Genomic DNA, 20,696 nt, shown 5'->3' with positions numbered 1-20,696 from the left:
CTCCCCGTCCCTATACGGGGAGAGGATGCCGGCAGGCAGGTGAGGGGCAGCGCCGGCGCCCGGCTGGAGTGCCATATCAAATCACTCCCCCGCAGCCGGCTGCGACATCGGCGCGTTGAGCACGCCGGGCAACGGCGAGTTGTCGCCGTCCTTCGCCGCCTTCAGCGCCAGGTGCACCAGCACGCCGAGATAGGCGATCAGCAACAGCACATAGAGAACGAGGTATATGGCGAGCGTCAGCGCGACATGGCTGCCGGCCACCGGGCCGACCGCGTCGGCGGTTTTCAGCACGCCCGTCACCAGCCAGGGCTGGCGGCCGATTTCGGTGGTGTACCAGCCGGCCAGCGTCGCCAGCCAGCCCGACAGCGCCATCGGCACCATCAGCATGGCCAGCGGCTTCGGCAGGCTGTGCCGGCGCTTGAGGAAGAAGGCCGCCGACCATGAGACGAGCAGCATCAATATGCCCGTGCCGACCATGATGCGGAAACCCCAGAACACCGGAAAGACCGGCGGATGATTGCCGGGATAGTCGTTCAGTCCCGGCACCACGCCGCTGGTCGAGTGCCGCAGCACCAGGCTGGCCCCATCGGGAATGGCGATCTCGAATTTGTTTTCCTTCGCCGCCTCGTCGGGCAGCGCGAAGAGCACCAGCGGCACGTTGGGGCCGGTGTTCCAGTTGGCCTCCATGGCGGCGATCTTCTGCGGCTGATGCTCCAGCGTGTTCAGCCCATGCTGGTCGCCGGCGAAGATCTGGATCGGGATCAGGATCGCCGCGGTGAAGACGCCGGTGCGCAGCGCCTTCCACATCGATTCCGAGCGGTCGCCGGTGAGATAGCGCAGCGCCGACAGGCCAGCGATCAGGAACGACACCGTCAGCCCGGACGCCAGCAGCATATGGGTCAGCCTGTAGGGCATCGACGGGTTGAAGATGATTGCCCACCAGTCGACCGCATGCGCCACGCCGTCGCGCATCTCGAATCCGGCCGGCGTCTGCATCCAGGAATTGAGCGCGATGATCCAGAACGCCGAGACGGTGGTGCCGCCGGCGACCAGCACCGTCGCCAGCGTGTGGATGCGGTTGGAGACGCGGCGGAAGCCGAACAGCATGATGCCGAGGAAGGCCGCTTCGAGGAAGAAGGCGGTGAGGATTTCGTAGGCCAGCAGCGGCCCGGCGATGTTGCCGACCTTTTCCATGTAGCCCGGCCAGTTGGTGCCGAACTGGAAGCTCATGGTCACGCCCGAAACCACGCCCATGGCAAAGGACAGCGCGAACACCTTCACCCAGGTGAAATAGGCGCGCATCCAGGCGGAATCATTGGTCGCGTTGTAACGCAGCTTGAAGAACAGCAGCACCCAACCCAGCGCAATGGTGATCGTCGGAAATAGAATATGGAATGAAATATTCGCGCCGAACTGGATACGCGAAAGTATGAGCGGGTCCATGATGGGCTCCGGCTGCTGCAAATACTCGCGAAGGATAGGCCCGAAGCGAGTTCAGGTCAAAGCGGCGTCCTGCCGCGAGGCTGAACGCCACAGGACAATTTTGCCGGTTGCGTGCCGTGCAACTCCGGGCCTGTGCGCCGCACCTGCAACGGCCGGCCGGCACGATTGTCGAGAACTGTCAGCAGGGCATTGACTTGCGGTTGCAAGCACCGACATTCGGCCTATATCAGGGGACCTCTTTCGAGCAGCCGTTTTCATCCATGCCTTCCATCCTGTCCATTTCCGGGGTCTCCAAGACCTACGCCACCGGTTTCACCGCGCTCAAGGAAGTCAATCTCGACATTCAGCGCGGCGAGATCTTCGCGCTGCTTGGACCCAATGGCGCCGGCAAGACGACGCTGATCTCGATCGTCTGCGGCATCGTCAACCGTTCGTCGGGCACCGTCACCGTCGACGGCCACGACATCAACAAGGATTATCGCGCCGCGCGCGGTCTGATCGGGCTGGTGCCGCAGGAACTGACCATCGACGCCTTCGAGAGCGTCTGGGCGACGGTCAATTACAGCCGTGGCCTGTTCGGCAAGCCGGCCAACCCCGGCTTTGTCGAGAAGGTGCTGCGCGACCTGTCGCTGTGGGACAAGAAGGACGCCAAGGCGATCACCCTGTCGGGCGGCATGAAGCGCCGGCTGATGATCGCCAAGGCGCTGTCGCATGAGCCGCGCATCCTGTTCCTCGACGAGCCGACCGCCGGCGTCGACGTCGAGCTGCGCCAGGACATGTGGGCGATGGTGCGCCGGCTGCGCGAGGACGGCGTCACGATCATCCTCACCACGCATTATATCGAGGAAGCCGAGGCGATGGCCGACCGGGTCGGCGTCATCAACCGCGGCGAGATCATCCTGGTCGAGAACAAGGCCGAACTGATGCGCAAGCTCGGCCGCAAGCGGCTGGTGCTGGAACTGCGCAATCCGCTGACGGCCATTCCCGAGGCGCTCTCGCGCTATGCGCTGGAGTTGTCGCCCGATGGCGGGCAGCTGACCTACACCTATGACAATCAGGCCGAGCGGCCCGGCGTCGCCTCGTTGATGCGCGATCTCGAGGCCGGCGGCATCCAGTTCCGCGATATCGACACGCAAAACTCTTCGCTCGAGGAGATCTTCGTCAATCTGGTGAGGAGGGAGCCATGAACCTTCGCGCCGTATGGGCGATCTACCGCATGGAAATGGCGCGTGCTTTCCGCACCGTGCTGCAGAGCATCGTCTCGCCGGTCATCTCGACGTCGCTGTATTTCGTCGTCTTCGGCTCGGCCATCGGCTCGCGCATCACCGAGATCGACGGCATCAGCTACGGCGCCTTCATCGTGCCGGGTCTGATCATGCTGTCGCTGTTGACGCAGTCGATCTCCAACGCCTCCTTTGCCATCTATTTCCCGAAATTCGTCGGCTCGATCTACGAGCTTCTGTCGGCACCGGTCTCCTATCTGGAGATCGTCATCGCCTATGTCGGCGGCGCCGCGACCAAGTCGATCCTTCTCGGTCTGATCATCCTGGCCACCGCCTCGCTGTTCGTGCCGCTGACCATCCTGCATCCGTTCTGGATGCTCGCCTTCCTGGTGCTGACGGCGGTGACCTTCAGCCTGTTCGGCTTCATCATCGGCATCTGGGCGAAGAGTTTCGAGCAGCTGCAGCTGGTGCCGCTGTTGATCATCACGCCGCTGACCTTCCTCGGCGGCAGCTTCTATTCGATCAACATGCTGCCCGAGATCTGGCGCACGGTGACGCTGTTCAATCCGGTCGTCTATCTGATCAGCGGCTTCCGCTGGAGCTTCTACGGCAAATCCGATGTCTCGGTCGGTATCAGCCTCGGCATGACGATCGTCTTTCTGCTGATCTGCATAGCGATCGTCGCTTGGATATTCAGGACCGGCTACCGGCTCAGGAACTGAGCGGCGAAAGCGCCGTGTGACGCTGTCAGGTCTGTCGAGATTCAAGTCAGGCCGGCCTCACCTGAATATCGCCAGACCTAGATCGCCTTGATCAGCCGCAGCAGCCCCAGCATCTCGACATACGTTCCCTGGCGGAAGGCGATGTAGACCGGCTCCTCGACGCCGTGGAAGCGGCGCTTGAACGCCGCCTGGCCCTGCAGGTTGAACCTGCGGCGGTTGACCCAGGGCGAAGAATAGGCGCGCTGGAAGGCATTGCGCCAGAAATCGCTTTCGGCAAATCCGCTCGGGCCCACATCGACGAGCGGCGACAGGCCGAGCGTGACCACCGAGATGCCCTCTTCGCGAAAACGGTCGACGGCGAACTTGGTCAGGCCGATCTCGGCATGCGGTGAGGCGTCGAGATGCTTGCGCTTGAAGGCGGTGGTGTAGCCGATGACCTTGCCGTCGGCAAACAACGGGTCGAAGTCGAGCAGAGCGACCAGTTCGCCATCGGGACCGTGCAGGACGAAACGGCGCATGTCGGTGCCGAGATGGTCGGCGAAATGGCGGTTGAGAAAACCCATCTCCCAGCGCTTGACGATGCGGTCGCCGCGCCAGTTTTCCGAAAGCCGGGCGATCTCGTCGAGGTAGATCGTGCGCTTGTCCTCTTCGAACGAAAAGCCTTTCTTCAGCAGCCAGCGTTCGGAGTAGCGCACGGTCTCGTTGCGCTTCCCGGAAAAATCATGCTCGGGCAGGGCGAGGCGGGTGTCGATGCCGAGGCGATTGACCTTGTATCCAAGCCCGGCCAGCACGCGTGCGGTGTCCTCGCCGACCTGCACGAACCATGGGCTGCCGGCGGTCTCGACGAAGCGCTTGATGTAATCGGCCCGACGCGCCGGAGCCGCCACCGGGTCGCCGAGCGCGAAATGGTGCTTCATCTTGGTACCGAAGGCGATGTAGCCGTCGGCGTCGCCGAAATAGGAAAGCTTGCCTTGCACGGCGGTGGAATAGGCGAGCGAGAAGTCGCCATAGCGGCGCACCAGTGCCAGGCGTTCGACATGGGTCAGCGCCTGCCGCTCGACCTCGGGCGCGGCAGCCTCAAGGATCTTGTCGAAATAGAACCGCAAGGAGGGCATGGTCGAGATTCCGCGTGCCGCCTACAGCGCCGGCCGTCCAGGACGCGCCAAGGTGCTGTAACACTTTGATTCTGCGCATAACTCGAAAATCGGACTCGATTTCGGGCATGCGCGTGGGGGATAACCGAGACCCGCCAGCCACCCAAGGCCTCGAATCAATCACATTGCCGCGACCTGATTACCGTTGATATCGCGCATATGCCATATAGAGCGCAACCGCGGCCCGGCGTGTGGCGCTAAATCGCATCGCTCGAAATTCGGCCGCGGTTTGCTGCAGGGGATCCTGCGCGCGATCAAACGGTTACAGCGTCCTGCGAGCCTTGCGGCGGGACGTCCAATGGGATTCGAGTGAATGACTGATACGACGATCAGATCGGTTGCGGATCTGCCGGCCACGGTCGAGCCGGCAATCGTTGTCGGCGCCGGTGCTGCCGGGCTGGCCGCCGCGCATGCCTTGATGAACGCCGGCGTGCCGACGGCGATCCTGGAAAAGGAAAGCCGGCTGGCCGAGCCCTGGCACCGGCGCCACCAGCAATTGCATCTCAACACCCATCGCGATCTTTCTTCGCTGCCTGGTCTCGCCTTTCCCCCTGGCACGCCCGCCTTTCCGCAAAGAATGGTCGTCATCCGCCACATGAACGATTTCCAGAAGGAGAACCGGCTGCCCGTGCAGTTTGGCGTCGCGGTCGAAGAGATCACCTTCAAGGGCGATCACTGGGCATTGCGCACCAGCGCCGGACCGCGCTTCGCCCGCAATGTCGTCATCGCTACCGGCCGCGACAGGCAGCCGTTCACGCCCGAATGGAAAGGCATGAGGGATTTCGTCGGGCGCATCATCCATTCGGCGGATTTTGGTGACGCGCAAGCCTATGCGGGCCAAAAAGTGCTGGTCGTCGGCGCCGGCAATTCGGGCTTCGATGCGCTCAATCATCTGGCCGGCATAGACACGGCCGCCATCTGGCTGTCGGCCCGCAACGGTCCCGCCCTGCTGCCCAAGCGCATCTGCAAGATCGCCGTGCACCGGCTTTCGCCGATCATGGCGCGCTTGCCGTTGCGGCTCGCCGATGCGGTGATGGCGGCAACGCAGCGGCTGGTTTTCGGCGACCTGACCAAATTCGGTCTGCCGCCCGCGCCTGCGGGCGGCGCCAGCCGCCTGAGCTCGGATTACACCGCGATCGCCGCCGACGACGGCGCCGTCGGCGCCATCAAGGCCGGCAAGATCACCGTCGTGCCGGGCATACGGGAATTCACCCGCGATGGCGTGATCCTGGCCAATGGCAGCCTGATCCATCCCGACATCGTCATTGCCGCGACAGGCTACCGCACGGGGCTGGAGCCCATGGTCGGCAAGCTCGGCGTGCTCGACGCCAAGGGCGTTCCGCTCTTCAACGGTGGCGAAGCCGATCCAAAATTGCCCGGTCTGTGGTTCACTGGCATGCGGCCAAGCATTCGCGGCTGCTTCGCCAATGCCGGCATCCTGGCCAAGGCGATCGCCAAACGAATTGCAAGGTCGGCCTCGCACCAATCCAGCGCATCACGCTGATTTCGGTTCCAGCCGCCGGAAACCGACGGCTTCCATCAGCATGTCCTCTTCCACCATGCCGGCATTGTGCAAGGCGAGCAGGTTAAGCGCGATTTCCCGCGCGTCGGCGGAATCGGGATGTGCCTCGCGCCGCCGGCAGGCCTCGTCGAACACGCGCTGCAGCTTGGCGATATCGGCTGGCTTGAGCAAGCCACGGTCATAGACGGACTTCGACATGGCGATCTCCTGATAAAGACCTAGAGCGCCATGTTTAAATTGCCAATCTTTCCCGAGGCTTGACGGATTTCACGCCCTTGAGATTGCAAACGAGTACCTGATATCAGACCGCGATCTTGCCGCCGCCCTGTTTGGTGATGGCGACGACCGACGGCCGCACCGGCATGTCGGGCTTGAAGTCGGGCCAGCGCGTCGACAGGTCCTCATAGTAGGACGGGCGCCCGAACGCTTCCCAGTCCTCTCCGCCGTCGCCCGGATGCTGGACGGCGACGAAGGCGGTCTGGTCGTCGGGCGCAAACAGCGGACCGCACATTTCGGCGCCGATCGGCACGCGGAAGAACAGTTTCGAGGTCGCCCGCGCGGCCCCCTCCGTGTCCACCGCCCATAAGCCATCGGTGCGGCCGGTGGCTTTCGGACCCTGGCCGTCGGTCGCGACCCAGAGACGCCCGGCCGAATCGACCGCGCAATTGTCGGGCATGCCGAACCAGCCATTGGCCGTCGTTGCCGTCGAGAAGGTGGCACCGACATCGGCAACCGAGGGATCGCCGCATTTCAGCAGCACTTCCCACTTGCCCTTGGCGGCCGTGAAATCACCGCCGTCCTCGGCGATCTCGATGATGTGGCCGAAGGCGTTTTCGGCGCGCGGGTTGGCGGCGTCGACCTGGTCGGCCTTGCGCTTCGAATTGTTGGTCAGCATGACATAGACCTTGCCGTTGACGCCATTGGGCTGAATGTCTTCCGGGCGGTCCATCTTGGTGGCGCCGAGCAGGTCGGCGGCGCGGCGCGTCTCGATCAGCACGTCGGCCTGGCCAGTGAAACCGTTTTCAGCCGTCAGCGGCCCCTGGCCGAACACGATCGGCAGCCATTCGACCGTGCCGTCTTCGGCGAACCTGGCGACATGCAGCGTGCCATCGTCGAGCAGGTCCTTGTTGGCGGCACGGTCGTTCGGATTGAACGCGGCCCTGGTCACGAACTTGTAGACATAGTCGAAGCGCTCGTCGTCACCGAGATAGAAGACGACGCGGCCGTCCTTGGCGACGATCGATTCGGCGCCCTCATGCTTGAAGCGGCCCATGGCGGTGCGCTTCCTCGGCGTCGAGCTCGGGTCGTTGACATCGACCTCGACGATCCAGCCGAAGCGGTTGGCTTCGTTGGGTTCCTTGGCGAGGTCGAAACGCTCGTAATGCGCCGCCCATTCATAGGCGCCTTCGGGAATGCCGAGACGCTTGTAGTTCGCGGCTTCCTTGTGGTCTTCCGGCAGCTCGCCGGAAAAATAGCCATGGATGTTCTCCTCGGCCATCACATAGGTGCCCCAGGGCGTGACGCCGCCGGCGCAATTGTTGACGGTGCCGAAAACCTTGGTGCCGGACGGATCGGCTTTGGTCTTGACGCGGTCATGGCCGGCGACGGGGCCGGACAGCGCCATTTCGGTGTTGGCGGTGATGCGGCGATTGAGCTTGCCGTCGCGCACCACCTGCCATTTGCCACCGTCCTTGCGGATCTCGACGATGGTGCCGCCATGGGCGGCCATCTCGACATCGACCTGCTCCTTCGAGAGGGGCGCGACTTCGGCCGACTTCTTGCCGTCCTTTTCGACGATCTTCACGATGCCCGGGAACATCAGATGCGGATTGGTGTATTCGTGATTGACCACCAGCAGGCCATGTTCGGCCGAGCCGTCGATCGGGATGTAGCCGACATAGTCATTGTTGTAGCCGAACTGTTTCGCCTGGGCCTCGGCCGACTGTTTCGTCGGGTCGAAGTCGGGCGAATCGGCAAAAAGCGGATCGCCCCAGCGCAGCAGGACATCGGCATCGTAACCCGGCGCGACATGGTGCTTGTCGTCGATGCCGGCCTCGAGTTCGTCGAACGCGAAGGCGGAGCCTTCCGCTGCCCGGGCCTCGTCGGCGCTGATCAGCGCCAGCGGGCTTACGGTGGCGGCGATGGCCGAGACGGCCAGCGAGCCCTTGAGGAAGCCGCGGCGCGAGAACCGCGCGGCGATGATCTCGCCCATGGTGCGGTTGTCGGAGGCGTTGATGGCCGGGCCGTCGTTTTCCTCGAGCAGGCTGGTGCGGAATCGGGTGTCGGGGGAGCGAAGGTCAGTCATGGTGGCTTGCCTCTGGCTGTTGGGTGGCTGGAGCGTGGGGTACCTGTTTGACCCCCCTTATAATCGCCGGGTCACATTTTCGTGACATCGGGAGACCTTTCAGACGCGACAGGCAGTACGCGCAGCGCTGGCTCAGCCTTCCCGAAGGTTGTGAACTGCTCCGGAATCGTCTTTTCGAGATGAAGGAGACCTTCGGCGGCATGTTTCGCCGCGCATCCTGCAACGGCGCATGACGTCAGTCTTGCAAACGGATCAACGGACAAAGCCGGCTCGACAAAGTCACCTCCGCCGCCCCCGGCGGAGGTGACTTGATGTTCGGCGTCTGCCGTCGTCAGGCGTAGGGAAAGCGAGTCTCCCATTTAGCGATGGCGGTCGCGGCGCCGTTCATGCGAAGCTAATGTAGCATACGCTTGGGACTTTAGTCCAATCTTGCGCTTGCAATGGTCCTAGTTGACAACCGCAACGGTCGGAGGTCGCTTCCGGGCGCCGCGTCTTTCGGCAATGTTGTTGCACTGCAACGTTGGGGTGGAGCGCGCCGGGCTCAGTCGTCGGAGATCAAAATGCACAGATCGGTCACGACCCGTTGTTGCCGGCTGGCGCTCAAATCGGCAGCGGCGCTGGCGTTGACGATTGCTCCCTACCAAATTGTCCTGGACGGCTCCGTTCCCGGCATCCACACCGCCGGCGCATACGCCAAGGGTGGCGGTAACAGCGGTGGTGGCGGCGGCAATTCCGGCGGCGGCAATGGAGGGAACAGCGGCGGGAATAGCGGGAATGGCAACAGCGGCAATAACGGCAACAGCGGCAAATCGGGATCCAATCAGGGTAAGAGCGGAAGCCATGTCAATGCAAAGACCGGTGACAAGGTCGACGTGACCGGCAACAAGATCACGGTCCGGCATCCCGACGGCATAACGGAAAAGCTCGAGAACGGACGTTTCAGCATGAAGGACGCGCTCGGTCGCACGATCATCGACCGCCAGGCCACGCCGGCCGATGCCGATCGTCTCAAGGCCTTGTGAAGCTGGCCAACAGGCAACGGTCAGCTTTGCACGTCACCTCCGCCGCCCCCCGGCGGAGGTGACATCGTTTTGGCGGTGCCACGCCGGTCTCGAGGCGCGACGCGCTTTGCGCGGTCCGCACCTTGCGGAGGCACGCAACCGTTCAATTATTGTTTTGCGCAATCCGGATGATTTCAGGTCGAAGCGGCCTGAAAACCGAATCCGCCTCTAAATCAAAGAGATAGAGCATGATGTCTTCCGAAAACCGCTTCACACCTTTCGGCATCATGCTCTAGTTGCTCTAGGAAGGCCTGTCGCGGTCGCGCAACTCACGCATCATCAAGGCCGCTTCGGTTCGGTTTCGCACATTGAGCTTCGACAGCACCCCGGTCATGTGATGCTTGACGGTCTTCTCCTGCAGCTCAAGCCGCAAGGCGACTTCCTTGTTGCTCAGCCCCTCCGCCACCAGCCGCAGGATTTCCGTCTGCCGATCGGTGAGCTGCCGCAGCCGTTCCGCAATGCCGTCGGTCGGCTGCTGGGACTGGAGATCCGAAAGCAGCCGGGCCGACAGTGTCGGCGACAGATAGCTTTCGCCGGCTGCAACATTGCGCAGGATGTCGGCGAGCCCGCGCGACCCGACGCCTTTGAGGACATAGCCATTCACCCCTGCGTTCAGCGCCTTTGTCACATCGGCGTTGGCCTCCGAAACGGTCAGCATGACGATCTTCTGGGCCGGATGGCTGGCGAGGATGCTTGCGACGGCGGTCAGCCCGCCGCCCGGCATGGAGATATCGAGCAGCAAGATGTCGGGCCGCACCGTCGTGGCGAGGCGTTCGGCATCCTGCGCCGTGGCGCCCTCGCCAACCATCTCGAATCCTCCGATCTCCGACAGGCTGCGCGTCACACCTTCGCGAAAGAGGGGGTGATCGTCGACAATGGCGATGCGAATGGTCCCAGTCATGCTTGCTCCTCGACCGATAGACGGATCACCAAACGCGTACCTTGCGGCCCGGTCAAGGTTTCGAACTGTCCGCCAATGCTTTCGACCCGCTCCCTGAGGCCGGCGAGGCCGAGACCCTCGACCCGTGCCGCCGGATCGAAGCCGGGCCCGCCGTCCGACACTTCGACAAAAAGCCGGCCACCTTTCATCCCCGCACTCACCGCCTGATCCTTGCCCAACCCATGGCGATAGGCGTTGTTCAGCCCTTCCTGGACGAAACGATAGATGCTGATCTTCTCGGAGGCGCCGGGCTCTGGCAACTGTCCGGTCAGCGTCAGCGTCACCGACGTTCCCGTCCTCTGCTCGTGTTCCTTGACCGCCAGCCGCAGAATGTCGGTTGCGGCAGCCGTCTCGATCTGCGGCAAAACAAGGCCGGTGCAGATGCCGCGTATTTCGCGCATCGCGTCCTCCAGTGTCTTGCGGATCATTGCGACCTCGGTCGAACGGCTTACGCTCGAATGGCCGTCGCTGGAAAATATCGGGCTGTCCATGCGCAGCGCCGCCAGTGCCACGAGTTGGGCCGGGCCGTCATGGAGGTCGGCGCCGATCCGGCGCAGATATCTTTCGTTGAGCGCGGTGGCGCGGCGGGACGCCCGTTGCACGCGCAGTCGCAAAGCACTGTTTTGCGCCACCAGACCCTGCAGCTCCGAGACCTGGCGGCGCAGTGCCCCACGCTGATCGTCGATGGTGCGGCTGCCGCGCAGGACGATGCCCGACAGGAGCAGGAATGCCGCGAGCGTCGCGCCGGCCACGATCAGCCAGCTCGACCACAGGGCGGACGCCAGGGTGGCCTGGAAATCGTCGGCGATCTCATAAAACTCGGTGACCGCCACCACCTCGCCCGACCAGGGCTCGCGCACGGGATTGTATATCTCCAGCAATGGCAAGCCGGTAGCCTTCTCCTCGCGTTCATCATCATCGAATGTATTGAATTCAGCGACGACATTGCCTTCGAAGGCGGAACGCAGATTGTCGCTCGGACCGAAGCGGCGGCCGATCAGGGACGCCTCCTTAGCGTAGAGAACCGTGCCGTCGCGGCGCCAGAGCACGAACGATTGGAGGCGCTTGCCGAGCGCGCCCTGGCCAAGCGTCTCGTCCAGCGCCTGCTTGACGGACTCGCTGAGCTCCTGGTCCTTGCGCAAGTCGGGAAGCAGCGGCGCAATCACGCTGTCGACATAGAGCGCCGTCGTGGCGGCCGAATTGCGGATGACGCCGTCCCGGATCTGCGCCGTCACCCAGGTGCCCACCACCAACATGACGGCCAGCAGGCCAAAGCCGCCGGCAACGACGAATTGCAGGGCAAGGGAAAGCTCGCTCCAGCGCCGCATCAGGTTTTGAAAACTGCGAATCATGAGCCCCTGACCGCCCTTCGAACCGACAGATTGGGCGATGTTAGTACTTTGAGCTTCCGGCTTGCCATTGCCAAGGGCTTCGTTTGGTCGAGGTCGCTTGACGTCCCGGCGCGCTTGGGAAACAACGTCCGCGACGCACGCGGCGGGAGCCGCTCCGAGAGGGGACGAAACGTTGAGTTTTTCGGGATTGCTGCAGCTCGGCTTTTCGACGGTCATTTTCCTGCTGGCGGCGACAGCCGCCAAGCAATGGGGCCTTGCGCCGAGCCTTGGCAAGATAGCGCTGACGCTGGCGCTCTATTCGCTGGGCAATCTGATCATGCTGCGGCTGATCCGCGAATTCGGCATGTCGGTGTCGTTCAGCCTTTCCGCCGTCATCCAGCTGGTCTCCGTGAACGTCGTGGCGCTGGTCTTCTTCGGCGAGCGCGTCAATGCGCTGCAGGCGACCGGCATCATGCTGGCGATCGCAGCGGTGGCACTGATCACGCTGGGACCCTATCTGCAAGGCCGGCTGTAACGGGCGAATTGCCGATGAAGAACGCCGCGAACGCTTTGCTCAACCGGGTCGAATTCCCGGTGCTGCTGGCCGGCCTGGTCATCGCCGCCGGCCTGTGGGGATTCGAGGAGCTGATGGAGATTGCGCGCGCCACCACGCCGCACGCCTTCGACACCGAGATCCTGCTCGCCTTCCGCCAGGCGGGGCGCCCTGACAGCCCGATCGGCCCGCTGTGGCTGCAAGGGGCGATGCGCGACATCACAAGTCTTGGCAGCGGCAGCGTGTTGGTGCTGATCGTGACGGCGGTAATCGTCTATCTCCTGCTTATCCGCAGGCCGGCGACCGCCCTTTTCATCTTCGTGGCGGTGGCCGGCGGTCAGGTGCTGTCGAGCCTGCTGAAAGCCGGCATCGACCGGCCACGCCCCGAACTCGTCTCGCATCTCGTCAACGAAACGACGCTGTCTTTTCCGAGCGGCCACGCCATGCTGTCGGCCGTGACCTATCTGACGCTCGGCGCGCTGGCGGCACGCTTCCTGCCCGGTCGAACGACGAAGATCTATGTGCTGTCGCTGGCGGTGCTGACGACGCTGCTGGTCGGCATCAGCCGCATCTATCTTGGCGTCCACTGGCCATCGGATGTGCTTGCCGGCTGGTGCGCCGGCTTCGTCTGGGCGATGCTGTGCTGGCTCGCTGCCCGGGCGTGGCAGCGATGGCGCGGGCAGCGCCTGAACGGCGACAGCGAGACTGGAGACTAGATCAGCCGGTCGATCAGCCCGTGCCCGCAGCCCACCGACAGCAAGGCCGCCCAGGTCATGAAGGTCTTGAAGAATTCAACCGCGTTACCCCCTGCCTAGATGGACACCCTAGGCACAATCCCGGGAAGTATCTGAATGATCGGTCAGCCGCCCCTTTACGCCTCAGACGTTCATCTTAATGCTTGAAACATCACAATGATGGTATTATACCTTATTCCTGCAGACTCAGACGGGGATTCCGGCCGATGATCACTGCCGCGCAGATGCGAGCCGCAAGGGCGCTGGCCGGCATCGATCAGAAGACGCTCGCCGAGCGCGCCGGCGTTTCGCTTCCAACCATCCAGCGCATGGAGGCGAGCGATGGCGTGGTCAGGGGCGTGGTCGACACGCTGATGAAGGTCATCCAGGCTCTCGACGAGGCCGGGGTGGAGCTGATCGGCGAGAACCAGACCAGCGAGCGCGGCGGCCGGGGCGTGCGCCTCAAGGCTGCCGTGCCGCGGGATCCCAAGGCTGAGCCGGCATAAAGTCGCGACGGCGACCGCCGACAGCCCTGCCGACGATCCCGCCGCCTTTCAGGGTGCGAAAGGCAGTCCATGGATCAGACGCAGCGGGCTGTGCATCAACCGGCCCACAGGTCAGCCCATAGGCCGGTAAAACCGACATTTTCCGAATTGTTCACGCCGAAGCTGGTGACGGTCTGGCGCGAGGGCTACACGTTCGCCGGCTTCAAGGCGGACGCCATTGCCGGGCTGACGGTCGCCATCGTCGCGCTGCCCTTGTCGATGGCGATTGCGATCGCCTCGGGCGTGGCTCCCGAGCGCGGCCTTTACACCTCGATCGTCGGCGGCTTCATCATTTCGGCGCTCGGCGGCAGCCGCTTCCAGATCGGTGGTCCGGCCGGCGCCTTCATCGTGCTGGTGGCCGCGACGGTTGCCCGGGTCGGCATCGATGGACTGCTGTTGGCAACGATGATGGCAGGGGTCTTCCTGCTCGCCATCGGCTATCTTCGTCTCGGCACCTACATCAAGTTCATTCCCTATCCGGTGACGGTCGGCTTCACCGCCGGCATCGCCGTCATCATCTTTTCAGGACAGATCGTCGAACTGTTCGGGCTGAAGCTTGCCGGCAGGGAGCCGGGACCGCTGGTGCCGAAGTTGATCGCGGTCGGTGAGGCGGCCGGCACCATCAATCTTGCGGCGACCTTCGTGGCGGTGTTGACCATCTTCACCATCGCCGGCCTGAAGCGCTGGCGGCCGACATGGCCTGCCATGCTCATCGCCATCGGGCTGGCATCGCTGGTCGTGGCGCTTCTCTCGCTGCCGGCGGAGACGATCGGCACTCGCTTTGGCGGCATCCCGCGTAGCCTGCAAATGCCTGCCTTGCCGCCGGTCAGCCTGGGCAGGATGATTGACGTGCTGCCGGATGCCATTGCCTTTGCCCTGCTCGGCGCGATCGAATCGCTGCTGTCGGCGGTGGTCGCCGACGGGATGACGGGCCGGCGGCATCGTTCCAACTGCGAACTGGTGGCGCAAGGCTTCGCCAACATCGCGTCCGCCCTGTTCGGCGGCATCTGCGCCACCGGCACCATCGCCCGCACCGCGACCAATGTGCGGGCCGGCGCCCACGGACCGGTTTCCGGCATTGTCCACTCAGCCATCCTGCTCGCTTTGATGCTGGTGGCGGCGCCGCTCGCCAGCTACATCCCGCTCGCCGCCCTGGCTGGCGTGCTGGCGGTCGTGTGCTGGAACATGTTCGAGAAGCAGGCCTTCGCCACCTTGCTGCGTGCCTCGCGCGGCGATGCGCTGGTGCTGATGGCGACCTTTCTGCTCGTCATCTTCCGCGATCTCACCGAAGGCATCGTCGTCGGCTTTGTGCTGGGCTCGATCCTGTTCATCGACCGCATGGCCAAGTCGATTGCGGTCGAGGCCGATCAGCCGCTGGTGCAGGAGGATGTCGCCGACAGCGCCAACGCCTACGATGCCAGCGAGGCGACCGACGCCGACACCGTGGTCTACCGCATCTCCGGCGCCTTCTTCTTCGGCGCCGCTTCGACCGTCGGCACCGTGCTCGACCGCATCGCCGACCAGCGCAAAAACTTCATCCTCGACTGCTCGGCCGTACCGTTCTTCGATTCGACGGCGGCCAACGTCATCGAGGGCGCCGCCCACAAGGCCAGGCGCGCCGGCGTCCGCTTCATCATATCAGGCGCCGCGCCGCAGATCCGGCGCATGCTGATCAACCACGGCGTGAAGCGTCCGCTGGTGACCTATGCAGCGTCGATCGAGGAGGCGCGGGCGCAGCTGAAAGGCAAGATCGAGGTGCGGTAGGGGCCGGGATTTGCCGGCCGGCGGTCGCTTGAACGTCAACTTTTTGATCTCAAGCAAGCGGGGAGCACGCTTTAGGCGAGCGGGCTCACTTTAGTCCCAGATGCAAGGAAAGTCGCTTCGCGGCGGCGTCGAATGCCACCAATCTTCGTGACCTGAACAGGGAAGCCTCCGCCTATCCTGCTTCAGCTTTCACCGTGGTCCTTTGTCCGGACATTTTACTCTTTGCAGCCGCGTTTCAAAAATGAAACCGCAATCATGGTAGAGTTCGCGCACTGATTTGCCAGTAGAAGGCGGGTTTGCCAAATGCGTGACACGTCCCCGCGAAATCGAAGTGATCCTATGCCGACCGCGCCAACACTTGAACTTCGCCGCTATTCACGGCTGAGAAATTTGCGAGAGCGCGCAGAACGCCAAGGTGCTGCATTGCAGTTCTGGGCGCGTACGGCATCGCTCGCCGTGATCTCCTGCTTCTTTTCATTAATCAGCCGCTGGGATGCCTCTCTGCTCTTCGTGCTGGCGGGCCTCATGTTGTTCCAACTCGTCGGCCTGATCCAGTTTCGCTTTGCGCGCCGTCGCAACGCGCCATGGTGGATCGGTTATCTCGTAGGCACGCTGGACATCGTTCTGTTGACCGTTCTGCTGGTAACGCCCAACCCGTTTTCCCTGGAGGTCGCGCCGGCCGCGATGCAACTGCGCGAAGGCAGCTTCAAATTCCTGTTGATTTTCGTGTGCCTTGGCGCGCTGACCCTTTCGACCCGATTGGCGCTCTATCTCGGGGCGCTCGCAGCCTTGACGTGGACGATCGGGGTGGGATGGGTGATTCTTCATGCGGGAACCGTCCTTCCGGCGACGAACCTCTATTCGCTGCCGACGACAGAGCGACTGAACCTCTATCTCAATCCCAATTTCGTCGACACATTCGCGCAGGCGACCAACGTGTTGGTTGTGCTGATTATCGGCGCGATCATGGCGTTGGTCGTCTCTCGTTCTCGACATCTGTCGGAAGACTATGTCAAGGCAGAGCGCGCCCGCGCCAATCTCGCCCGGCATTTTTCGCCAAATGTCGTCGACCAGCTCGCCGCGGATGACGAGCCCTTCGGTCCGGTCCGCCGGCAGGATATCGCGGTACTGTTCGCCGACATCGTCGGCTTCACACACTATTCCGAGGATCATCCGGCCGAAGCAGTGTTCGAACTTCTGCGTCAGTTCCACCGTCGCATGGAGCAGGTCGTTTTCGACCACCATGGCACCGTCGACAACTATATCGGCGATTGCATCATGGCCACATTCGGGGTTCCGCAAGCCAGCCATAACGACGCAACCCGAGCCATCCAGTGCGCTGAAGCGATGATCGCCGCTCTCGAAGACTGGAATGTGCAGCGGGTGTCCAGGGGATACCCGTCGCTGGACGTTCGGATCGGTGCACAATATGGCGCAGTCGTCATCGGTGCGGTCGGCAGCGAGCGCAATCTTTCCTTCGCGGTGGTGGGCGACACCGTCAACGTCGCCAGCCGTTTGCAGGCGCTTTGCCGTGAACTTCAGGCAAACATTTGCTTTGGGTCACGACTGATAGAAGCCGCGAAGGCGGAATCGCCCACGACACAGTTGAATGCGCGCGATCATGGGCCGGTGAGCATCCGCGGTCGGGATGAACCGGTCCATGTCTGGGTCGAACACAGAGCCGAAAACCAGGGTGCTGTTGCGGTTTCGGCGTGATATAGCCGCCATGTGAAACGCCTGCATCTGCCGGAAAGTTCACGCCTGAAGGCATCATGCGCTCGCAGGCACTGAGCGAGGCGTCGATGTTCCTCTATCTGCGCGATCTCGAGGAGTGCGAAATCGTCTCAGCATGATTGCATCTGGCGGCTGAGCTTGCCGCGCACGGCCCCGGCGGTGCCGACGGCGCCATTGACCGCGCCCATCATCTTCATCTGCCCGGCGGTCTCGTTCGTGCGCGCCCGGCAATCCTGCATTTTCCTGGTCGCCTCGACTGCAGCCATGGCTTCGCCAAGACCTTCCGGCGAGTCCGTCTGGCTGCAGCTGGAAGCCAGCAGGCAGATAAGCATTGCGATCGGGCTGCCCCGCCTGACACGTGCCGTGGCTGGGAAAATGCCGCGATGTTCGGCCTCGAGGCTCCCGCTCGGAGTTGCTTTTCCCGCCACCCGTTTGCTGTTGCCCAACATCCTATCGCCCCATCGCCGGGCCGAGGATGAGGCTGCGGATTTTTGGCGTCAGCGGCCTGACGACATCGGCGAAGGGGTCGCCCTCGGCCCGCAAAGCCATCAACCCTTCGACCTCTTCGTCGATGGCCGCGATGGTCTCCGTCTTCTGTGCGTCGGTCAGCTCCCTCATGCCGGATATGGCATTCCTGAGCTTGACGAAAATGGCATCGAGTTCCGCGACCGGCATCGTCGCCAGGAACCCGCGAATGGTCTCGCCAAGCGCGACCTTCCAGCTGTCGGCGGTGAAGCCGGCTGTGCCGATCAAGCCCTTGTCCGCGGCATCGCGCTCGTACCAGTCGGCGGCGATCTCCTCGTCATAGGCGAACTGACCGAATTCGGGCTGCAAGGCCTCGATCAGGCCGACGACCGCCGACGCATCCCGCGCTGTCAGCGCCAAGGCATGCGGGCTGTCGAACATCATGCCGGCAAGTGCGAGCGCGCCGGCCAGCCGGCGCATGGCTGCGAAACGCCGCTCAGCCATAACAGTCCTCCACAACGCCGGCCCGGGCACTGCTCGTCGCCTGGGACTGCAGAACCGAGCCGCCGATCGAGGCGGCCTGGCCGGCAATGACCCCACCATTGCCGGCCAGACCGCCAAGACCCCCCGCCATCGACAGGACACCGCCGAGCAGAGCCGCATTGGTCTGCGCCTTCGCCGCCTTCTTGGCGGCCTCGGCGCAGGCGGTTTCCGTCGATGGTTCGTTCCGGGCCTTGTTGCTGCCGGCCGCGCTCGCGATCGATGCCGTGTTGCTGTCGGCCTGGCCCGTTTGGCAGCCCGCCAGGGCAATGGTCAGGGCCACGAAAATGCTTTTTTTCATGGTGCTCCTCATCATCGGGCAGCGCGCGGCGGCAGCTTGACCTCGCGGTGATCGGTCACCGTGTTGCCCAACGCGATCGACAGCAGATAGGCACGCGGATTGAAGCCCGCCGCAGCCAGTGCCGACAGCGTCTTGAACAGTTGCAAATGAAACATCGTGCCCCCTTGGATTGCCGCCAATACGGTTCCGGTTTCGGAATCGCGCCGCAAACTAGGGGCATCAAAGGGGGACAGCTTGGACAGAACGGCACTGAAAGCGGCCAAAACGGCCCGGTATTGACGTTTTGCAGGCCGCGGCGCATATGACCGCGCTCTTGGCATGGGGGTGTCGATGACTGCGACGATGGGGCCGTCAGCTTCGTTCAGGCTGGCGACGGAGATGTTTCCGGAGCAGGATCGCGTCGAGATTACGCGCGAGGTTTACGGCCGCACGGTTCTGAGGGTGGACCTCGATCCGCTTGCGCCGGCGCAGATCGACATGCGGGTGCGCGCGTTGCCGGGCCTCGGCATCGCCACCGGCAGCTCATCGGAATTCCGGGTGCATCGCACATCGTCGCTGATCGACAACGACGACTTCGTTCTTCTGGCGGCCCTCGATGGGGGCAGCGTGATGAAGCACCGCGGCCGCGAGGAGGCGGTCGGCAACGGCCAGGCGCTGATGATGAGCGGTGAAGAGGTTGGCCTCAACCTGATCGGCGCCGGCGGGTTCCGCTTCATCAATCTGAGTTTTTCGCGCAAGCAGCTTTCGCCTCTGATCGGCGATCCGGCAGCGGTCCTTATGCGGCCCTTGCCGACCCAAAGCGGGGCGATGCGGCTGTTGCTCGACTATATCAACTCGATCCAGGAGGTCGGAGACGAGTTGACTGCGGAGGCCTGTCACCTTGCGACGACGCATGTCTTCGACCTTGCCGCACTCGCCATGGGCGCGACCAGGGATGCGGCCCAGATCGCACGCGGCCGTGGCGTCAGCGTTGCCCGCTTGCGCGCCATCAAGGCCGATATCGTCGCGCATGGTGGCCATGTCGACCTGTCGGCGCGGGACGTCGCCGCCCGCCACGGACTGTCGGCCCGCTATGTCCGCAAGCTGTTCGAGAGCGATGGCACATCCTTGATTGATTTCATGATGAACCAGCGGCTGGCGCGTGCCCATCGCATGCTTGGCGATCCGCGCCATGCCGGACGCAGCATCACCGCGATCGCCTACGAGGCCGGCTTCAACGATCTTTCCTATTTCAACCGGGCGTTCCGCCGCCGTTATGATGCCACTCCCTCGGACGTGCGCGCTGCGGCTTGCAAGCACTGACGCCAAAGCGCCGGCTGCCGGGCGGCGCTCCCGTGCCGTGCCGTCCATGCTGTTGGACTCATTTGATCGCGTCTATTCGGCGGCCTTTGCCCCGGGATCGGCAACCTTGTCGTCCCAGACCATCTGCCGGTAGTCGAAACCATATTCCAGCGTCGGTTTGACGATGCGGAAATAGGGCGACAGGTCGAAATCGCGCGGCGTGTAGAGCGAGTGGTGGCGGATGTGCAGGATTTCCTTGCGCGAATAGTTCGACTGCGCGGAGGCTCGGCCGGGCGCACGGGTGATTTCGGGCAGGATCGGATAGCGGATCTGGCCATAGGCCTCGGCGATCAGCGTCGAGCAGATCGCCCGTGTCGGATCGCCGGAGCCGAAGGCCAGCATGCGGCGGCGCCAGCGCACCGGCACCGGCGGTGTGGGCAAGAAAAAACGCAGCATGTCGAAAATGTTCTTGAGGTCGTATTTCAGGCCGAGCCTGCCGATCATGAAGGCGACGACCTTGTCGCGATCCTCCGGCGCCAGCCCGCTCGCCCGGCAGATGCGGGTGTTGTAGGTGCGGTAGCGCGACAATGGCACGGCGACGCAGCCTTCGCCGATCGTGACCTCGATCAGGCGCGGCCGCTCCGAGCCGTCTTCCGGCGCGGGCAAGGCATCGCCGACATAGAAGGCCGCATGCGACCAGGTCGACTGGGTCAGGTACTTGATCGCCGCCGAGATCTTCTGATTGCCCTCGATCAGCAGGATGTCGCCCGGCTCAAGCGTGCGGCGCAGCGTCTCGGCATCGGAAGGAGTGTAGGGCTCGTAGCCGGACGATTCTTCCTGCAGCCGGCCGGCAAGCCAGCGGCCAAGTCGATCCAGAAGCGTGTCGCCGGGCTCGGTCATGCCCCATGCCGATTAGCATGGGCGGGTAATGAGGGCTAGCGCACGCCTTCCTCCCCGTCCGGAGCGCGAGGAAGAGCGCCCTACGATGCCGCGGCCTCTTCCGGCGGCGCAGCCAGATCGTCGCGCGCCTTGCGGGCCAGTTTGCGTGTCGAGCGTTTGGGATTGTCGCCGAACAGCT

At 63.5% G+C, this 20,696-nt stretch carries 21 protein-coding genes and 1 pseudogene; 10 read left to right on the top strand and 12 right to left on the bottom strand.

The window, feature by feature from the left end:
* Window positions 1–81: 81 nt before the first annotated feature.
* Entirely contained in the window at window positions 82–1,443 is a 1,362-nt protein-coding gene (locus EOC06_RS03525; protein ID WP_128307102.1) for a cytochrome ubiquinol oxidase subunit I, read from the bottom strand.
* A gap of 260 nt (window positions 1,444–1,703) precedes the next feature.
* On the opposite strand from EOC06_RS03525, the gene EOC06_RS03520 reads away from it, so the two are divergent.
* Entirely contained in the window at window positions 1,704–2,630 is a 927-nt protein-coding gene (locus EOC06_RS03520) for an ABC transporter ATP-binding protein (protein WP_127268578.1), read from the top strand.
* Window positions 2,627–3,388 (top strand): ABC transporter permease, encoded by a 762-nt coding sequence (locus EOC06_RS03515; protein WP_127268577.1) that lies wholly within the window; start codon window positions 2,627–2,629, stop codon window positions 3,386–3,388. Before EOC06_RS03520 ends, EOC06_RS03515 begins: the two co-directional genes overlap by 4 nt.
* A gap of 77 nt (window positions 3,389–3,465) precedes the next feature.
* On the opposite strand, the gene EOC06_RS03510 is transcribed toward EOC06_RS03515, so the two are convergent.
* Window positions 3,466–4,503, bottom strand: a complete 1,038-nt coding sequence (locus tag EOC06_RS03510) for a phosphatidylglycerol lysyltransferase domain-containing protein (protein ID WP_128307101.1) — start codon at window positions 4,501–4,503, stop codon at window positions 3,466–3,468.
* Window positions 4,504–4,855: 352 nt separating this feature from the next.
* On the opposite strand from EOC06_RS03510, the gene EOC06_RS03505 reads away from it, so the two are divergent.
* Window positions 4,856–6,046 (top strand): NAD(P)/FAD-dependent oxidoreductase, encoded by a 1,191-nt coding sequence (locus EOC06_RS03505; protein ID WP_128307100.1) that lies wholly within the window; start codon window positions 4,856–4,858, stop codon window positions 6,044–6,046.
* Here the strand turns inward: EOC06_RS03505 and EOC06_RS03500 are convergent.
* On the bottom strand, window positions 6,038–6,262 hold the full coding sequence (locus EOC06_RS03500) for a hypothetical protein (protein WP_013528677.1): 225 nt from the start codon (window positions 6,260–6,262) through the stop codon (window positions 6,038–6,040). The genes EOC06_RS03505 and EOC06_RS03500 overlap by 9 nt on opposite strands.
* A gap of 103 nt (window positions 6,263–6,365) precedes the next feature.
* Entirely contained in the window at window positions 6,366–8,369 is a 2,004-nt protein-coding gene (locus EOC06_RS03495; RefSeq protein WP_128307099.1) for a PhoX family phosphatase, read from the bottom strand.
* A gap of 440 nt (window positions 8,370–8,809) precedes the next feature.
* On the opposite strand from EOC06_RS03495, the gene EOC06_RS03490 reads away from it, so the two are divergent.
* Window positions 8,810–9,391, top strand: coding sequence for a hypothetical protein (locus tag EOC06_RS03490; RefSeq protein ID WP_306462316.1), 582 nt, complete (start codon window positions 8,810–8,812; stop codon window positions 9,389–9,391).
* A 280-nt stretch (window positions 9,392–9,671) separates the two neighbouring features.
* Here the strand turns inward: EOC06_RS03490 and EOC06_RS03485 are convergent, their stop codons facing one another.
* Together EOC06_RS03485 and EOC06_RS03480 are read right to left on the bottom strand one after the other, a co-directional pair.
* Window positions 9,672–10,331 carry a response regulator transcription factor gene (locus EOC06_RS03485; protein WP_023813468.1) on the bottom strand — a complete coding sequence of 220 codons (660 nt, stop codon included), beginning with the start codon at window positions 10,329–10,331 and terminating at the stop codon, window positions 9,672–9,674.
* Window positions 10,328–11,722, bottom strand: coding sequence for a sensor histidine kinase (locus EOC06_RS03480; protein WP_127331926.1), 1,395 nt, complete (start codon window positions 11,720–11,722; stop codon window positions 10,328–10,330). The genes EOC06_RS03485 and EOC06_RS03480 overlap by 4 nt, the downstream gene beginning before the upstream one ends.
* 172 nt (window positions 11,723–11,894) lie before the next feature.
* On the opposite strand from EOC06_RS03480, the gene EOC06_RS03475 reads away from it, so the two are divergent.
* The 5 genes from EOC06_RS03475 (at window position 11,895) to EOC06_RS03455 (ending at window position 17,013) form a co-directional block, all read left to right on the top strand.
* Entirely contained in the window at window positions 11,895–12,236 is a 342-nt protein-coding gene (locus EOC06_RS03475) for a hypothetical protein (RefSeq protein ID WP_013528672.1), read from the top strand.
* 14 nt (window positions 12,237–12,250) lie between these two features.
* A complete protein-coding gene (locus EOC06_RS03470) occupies window positions 12,251–12,970 on the top strand; it encodes a phosphatase PAP2 family protein (RefSeq protein WP_127267185.1) in 720 nt (239 codons plus the stop codon).
* A 245-nt stretch (window positions 12,971–13,215) separates the two neighbouring features.
* A complete protein-coding gene (locus EOC06_RS03465) occupies window positions 13,216–13,494 on the top strand; it encodes a helix-turn-helix domain-containing protein (protein WP_127267184.1) in 279 nt (92 codons plus the stop codon).
* Between the two features lie 69 nt (window positions 13,495–13,563).
* A complete protein-coding gene (locus EOC06_RS03460) occupies window positions 13,564–15,297 on the top strand; it encodes a SulP family inorganic anion transporter (protein WP_128307098.1) in 1,734 nt (577 codons plus the stop codon).
* Between the two features lie 339 nt (window positions 15,298–15,636).
* The gene (locus tag EOC06_RS03455; protein WP_127320693.1) at window positions 15,637–17,013 is read left to right on the top strand and encodes an adenylate/guanylate cyclase domain-containing protein; all 1,377 of its coding nucleotides are present in this window, start codon (window positions 15,637–15,639) and stop codon (window positions 17,011–17,013) included.
* A gap of 128 nt (window positions 17,014–17,141) precedes the next feature.
* On the opposite strand, the gene EOC06_RS40000 is transcribed toward EOC06_RS03455, so the two are convergent.
* From EOC06_RS40000 to EOC06_RS03430, 4 genes are all read right to left on the bottom strand, one after another.
* Window positions 17,142–17,297 carry a hypothetical protein gene (locus EOC06_RS40000; RefSeq protein WP_164898445.1) on the bottom strand — a complete coding sequence of 52 codons (156 nt, stop codon included), beginning with the start codon at window positions 17,295–17,297 and terminating at the stop codon, window positions 17,142–17,144.
* 184 nt (window positions 17,298–17,481) lie between these two features.
* On the bottom strand, window positions 17,482–18,000 hold the full coding sequence (locus EOC06_RS03440; protein ID WP_128307096.1) for a hypothetical protein: 519 nt from the start codon (window positions 17,998–18,000) through the stop codon (window positions 17,482–17,484).
* Window positions 17,993–18,337, bottom strand: a complete 345-nt coding sequence (locus tag EOC06_RS03435) for a hypothetical protein (protein WP_128307095.1) — start codon at window positions 18,335–18,337, stop codon at window positions 17,993–17,995. Before EOC06_RS03435 ends, EOC06_RS03440 begins: the two co-directional genes overlap by 8 nt.
* An 11-nt stretch (window positions 18,338–18,348) precedes the next feature.
* Complete coding sequence (locus EOC06_RS03430; RefSeq protein WP_127331916.1) at window positions 18,349–18,492, bottom strand: hypothetical protein; 144 nt, start codon at window positions 18,490–18,492, stop codon at window positions 18,349–18,351.
* A gap of 175 nt (window positions 18,493–18,667) precedes the next feature.
* Between EOC06_RS03430 and EOC06_RS03425 the strand changes: the two genes are divergently transcribed.
* Window positions 18,668–19,639, top strand: coding sequence for an AraC family transcriptional regulator (locus tag EOC06_RS03425; protein ID WP_128307094.1), 972 nt, complete (start codon window positions 18,668–18,670; stop codon window positions 19,637–19,639).
* A gap of 72 nt (window positions 19,640–19,711) precedes the next feature.
* On the opposite strand, the gene EOC06_RS03420 is transcribed toward EOC06_RS03425, so the two are convergent.
* Window positions 19,712–20,518 carry a YiiX/YebB-like N1pC/P60 family cysteine hydrolase gene (locus tag EOC06_RS03420; protein WP_128307093.1) on the bottom strand — a complete coding sequence of 269 codons (807 nt, stop codon included), beginning with the start codon at window positions 20,516–20,518 and terminating at the stop codon, window positions 19,712–19,714.
* Between the two features lie 80 nt (window positions 20,519–20,598).
* Window positions 20,599–20,696 (bottom strand): annotated as a pseudogene (locus tag EOC06_RS41575) (CHAD domain-containing protein); the annotation flags it as partial.

Origin of the sequence: Mesorhizobium sp. M7A.F.Ca.MR.362.00.0.0, from assembly GCF_004023175.1 — a bacterium.
In the GTDB taxonomy this organism is placed as follows: Bacteria; Pseudomonadota; Alphaproteobacteria; order Rhizobiales; family Rhizobiaceae; genus Mesorhizobium.
The sequence above is the reverse complement of the archived record's forward strand: the minus strand, read 5'-3'. Positions and strand labels throughout refer to the sequence as shown.

Coding starts and splice junctions, on each gene's coding strand:
- EOC06_RS03495 (WP_128307099.1), bottom strand. CDS start 8,369: ATGACTGACCTTCGCTCCCCCGACACCCGATTCCGCACCAGCCTGCTC.
- EOC06_RS03435 (WP_128307095.1), bottom strand. CDS start 18,337: ATGAAAAAAAGCATTTTCGTGGCCCTGACCATTGCCCTGGCGGGCTGC.
- EOC06_RS40000 (WP_164898445.1), bottom strand. CDS start 17,297: ATGGCTGCAGTCGAGGCGACCAGGAAAATGCAGGATTGCCGGGCGCGC.
- EOC06_RS03525 (WP_128307102.1), bottom strand. CDS start 1,443: ATGGACCCGCTCATACTTTCGCGTATCCAGTTCGGCGCGAATATTTCA.
- EOC06_RS03500 (WP_013528677.1), bottom strand. CDS start 6,262: ATGTCGAAGTCCGTCTATGACCGTGGCTTGCTCAAGCCAGCCGATATC.
- EOC06_RS03470 (WP_127267185.1), top strand. CDS start 12,251: ATGAAGAACGCCGCGAACGCTTTGCTCAACCGGGTCGAATTCCCGGTG.
- EOC06_RS03485 (WP_023813468.1), bottom strand. CDS start 10,331: ATGACTGGGACCATTCGCATCGCCATTGTCGACGATCACCCCCTCTTT.
- EOC06_RS03430 (WP_127331916.1), bottom strand. CDS start 18,492: ATGTTTCATTTGCAACTGTTCAAGACGCTGTCGGCACTGGCTGCGGCG.
- EOC06_RS03425 (WP_128307094.1), top strand. CDS start 18,668: ATGACTGCGACGATGGGGCCGTCAGCTTCGTTCAGGCTGGCGACGGAG.
- EOC06_RS03480 (WP_127331926.1), bottom strand. CDS start 11,722: ATGATTCGCAGTTTTCAAAACCTGATGCGGCGCTGGAGCGAGCTTTCC.
- EOC06_RS03460 (WP_128307098.1), top strand. CDS start 13,564: ATGGATCAGACGCAGCGGGCTGTGCATCAACCGGCCCACAGGTCAGCC.
- EOC06_RS03420 (WP_128307093.1), bottom strand. CDS start 20,518: ATGACCGAGCCCGGCGACACGCTTCTGGATCGACTTGGCCGCTGGCTT.
- EOC06_RS03510 (WP_128307101.1), bottom strand. CDS start 4,503: ATGCCCTCCTTGCGGTTCTATTTCGACAAGATCCTTGAGGCTGCCGCG.
- EOC06_RS03465 (WP_127267184.1), top strand. CDS start 13,216: ATGATCACTGCCGCGCAGATGCGAGCCGCAAGGGCGCTGGCCGGCATC.
- EOC06_RS03515 (WP_127268577.1), top strand. CDS start 2,627: ATGAACCTTCGCGCCGTATGGGCGATCTACCGCATGGAAATGGCGCGT.
- EOC06_RS03490 (WP_306462316.1), top strand. CDS start 8,810: ATGGTCCTAGTTGACAACCGCAACGGTCGGAGGTCGCTTCCGGGCGCC.
- EOC06_RS03505 (WP_128307100.1), top strand. CDS start 4,856: ATGACTGATACGACGATCAGATCGGTTGCGGATCTGCCGGCCACGGTC.
- EOC06_RS03520 (WP_127268578.1), top strand. CDS start 1,704: ATGCCTTCCATCCTGTCCATTTCCGGGGTCTCCAAGACCTACGCCACC.
- EOC06_RS03455 (WP_127320693.1), top strand. CDS start 15,637: ATGCCGACCGCGCCAACACTTGAACTTCGCCGCTATTCACGGCTGAGA.
- EOC06_RS03440 (WP_128307096.1), bottom strand. CDS start 18,000: ATGGCTGAGCGGCGTTTCGCAGCCATGCGCCGGCTGGCCGGCGCGCTC.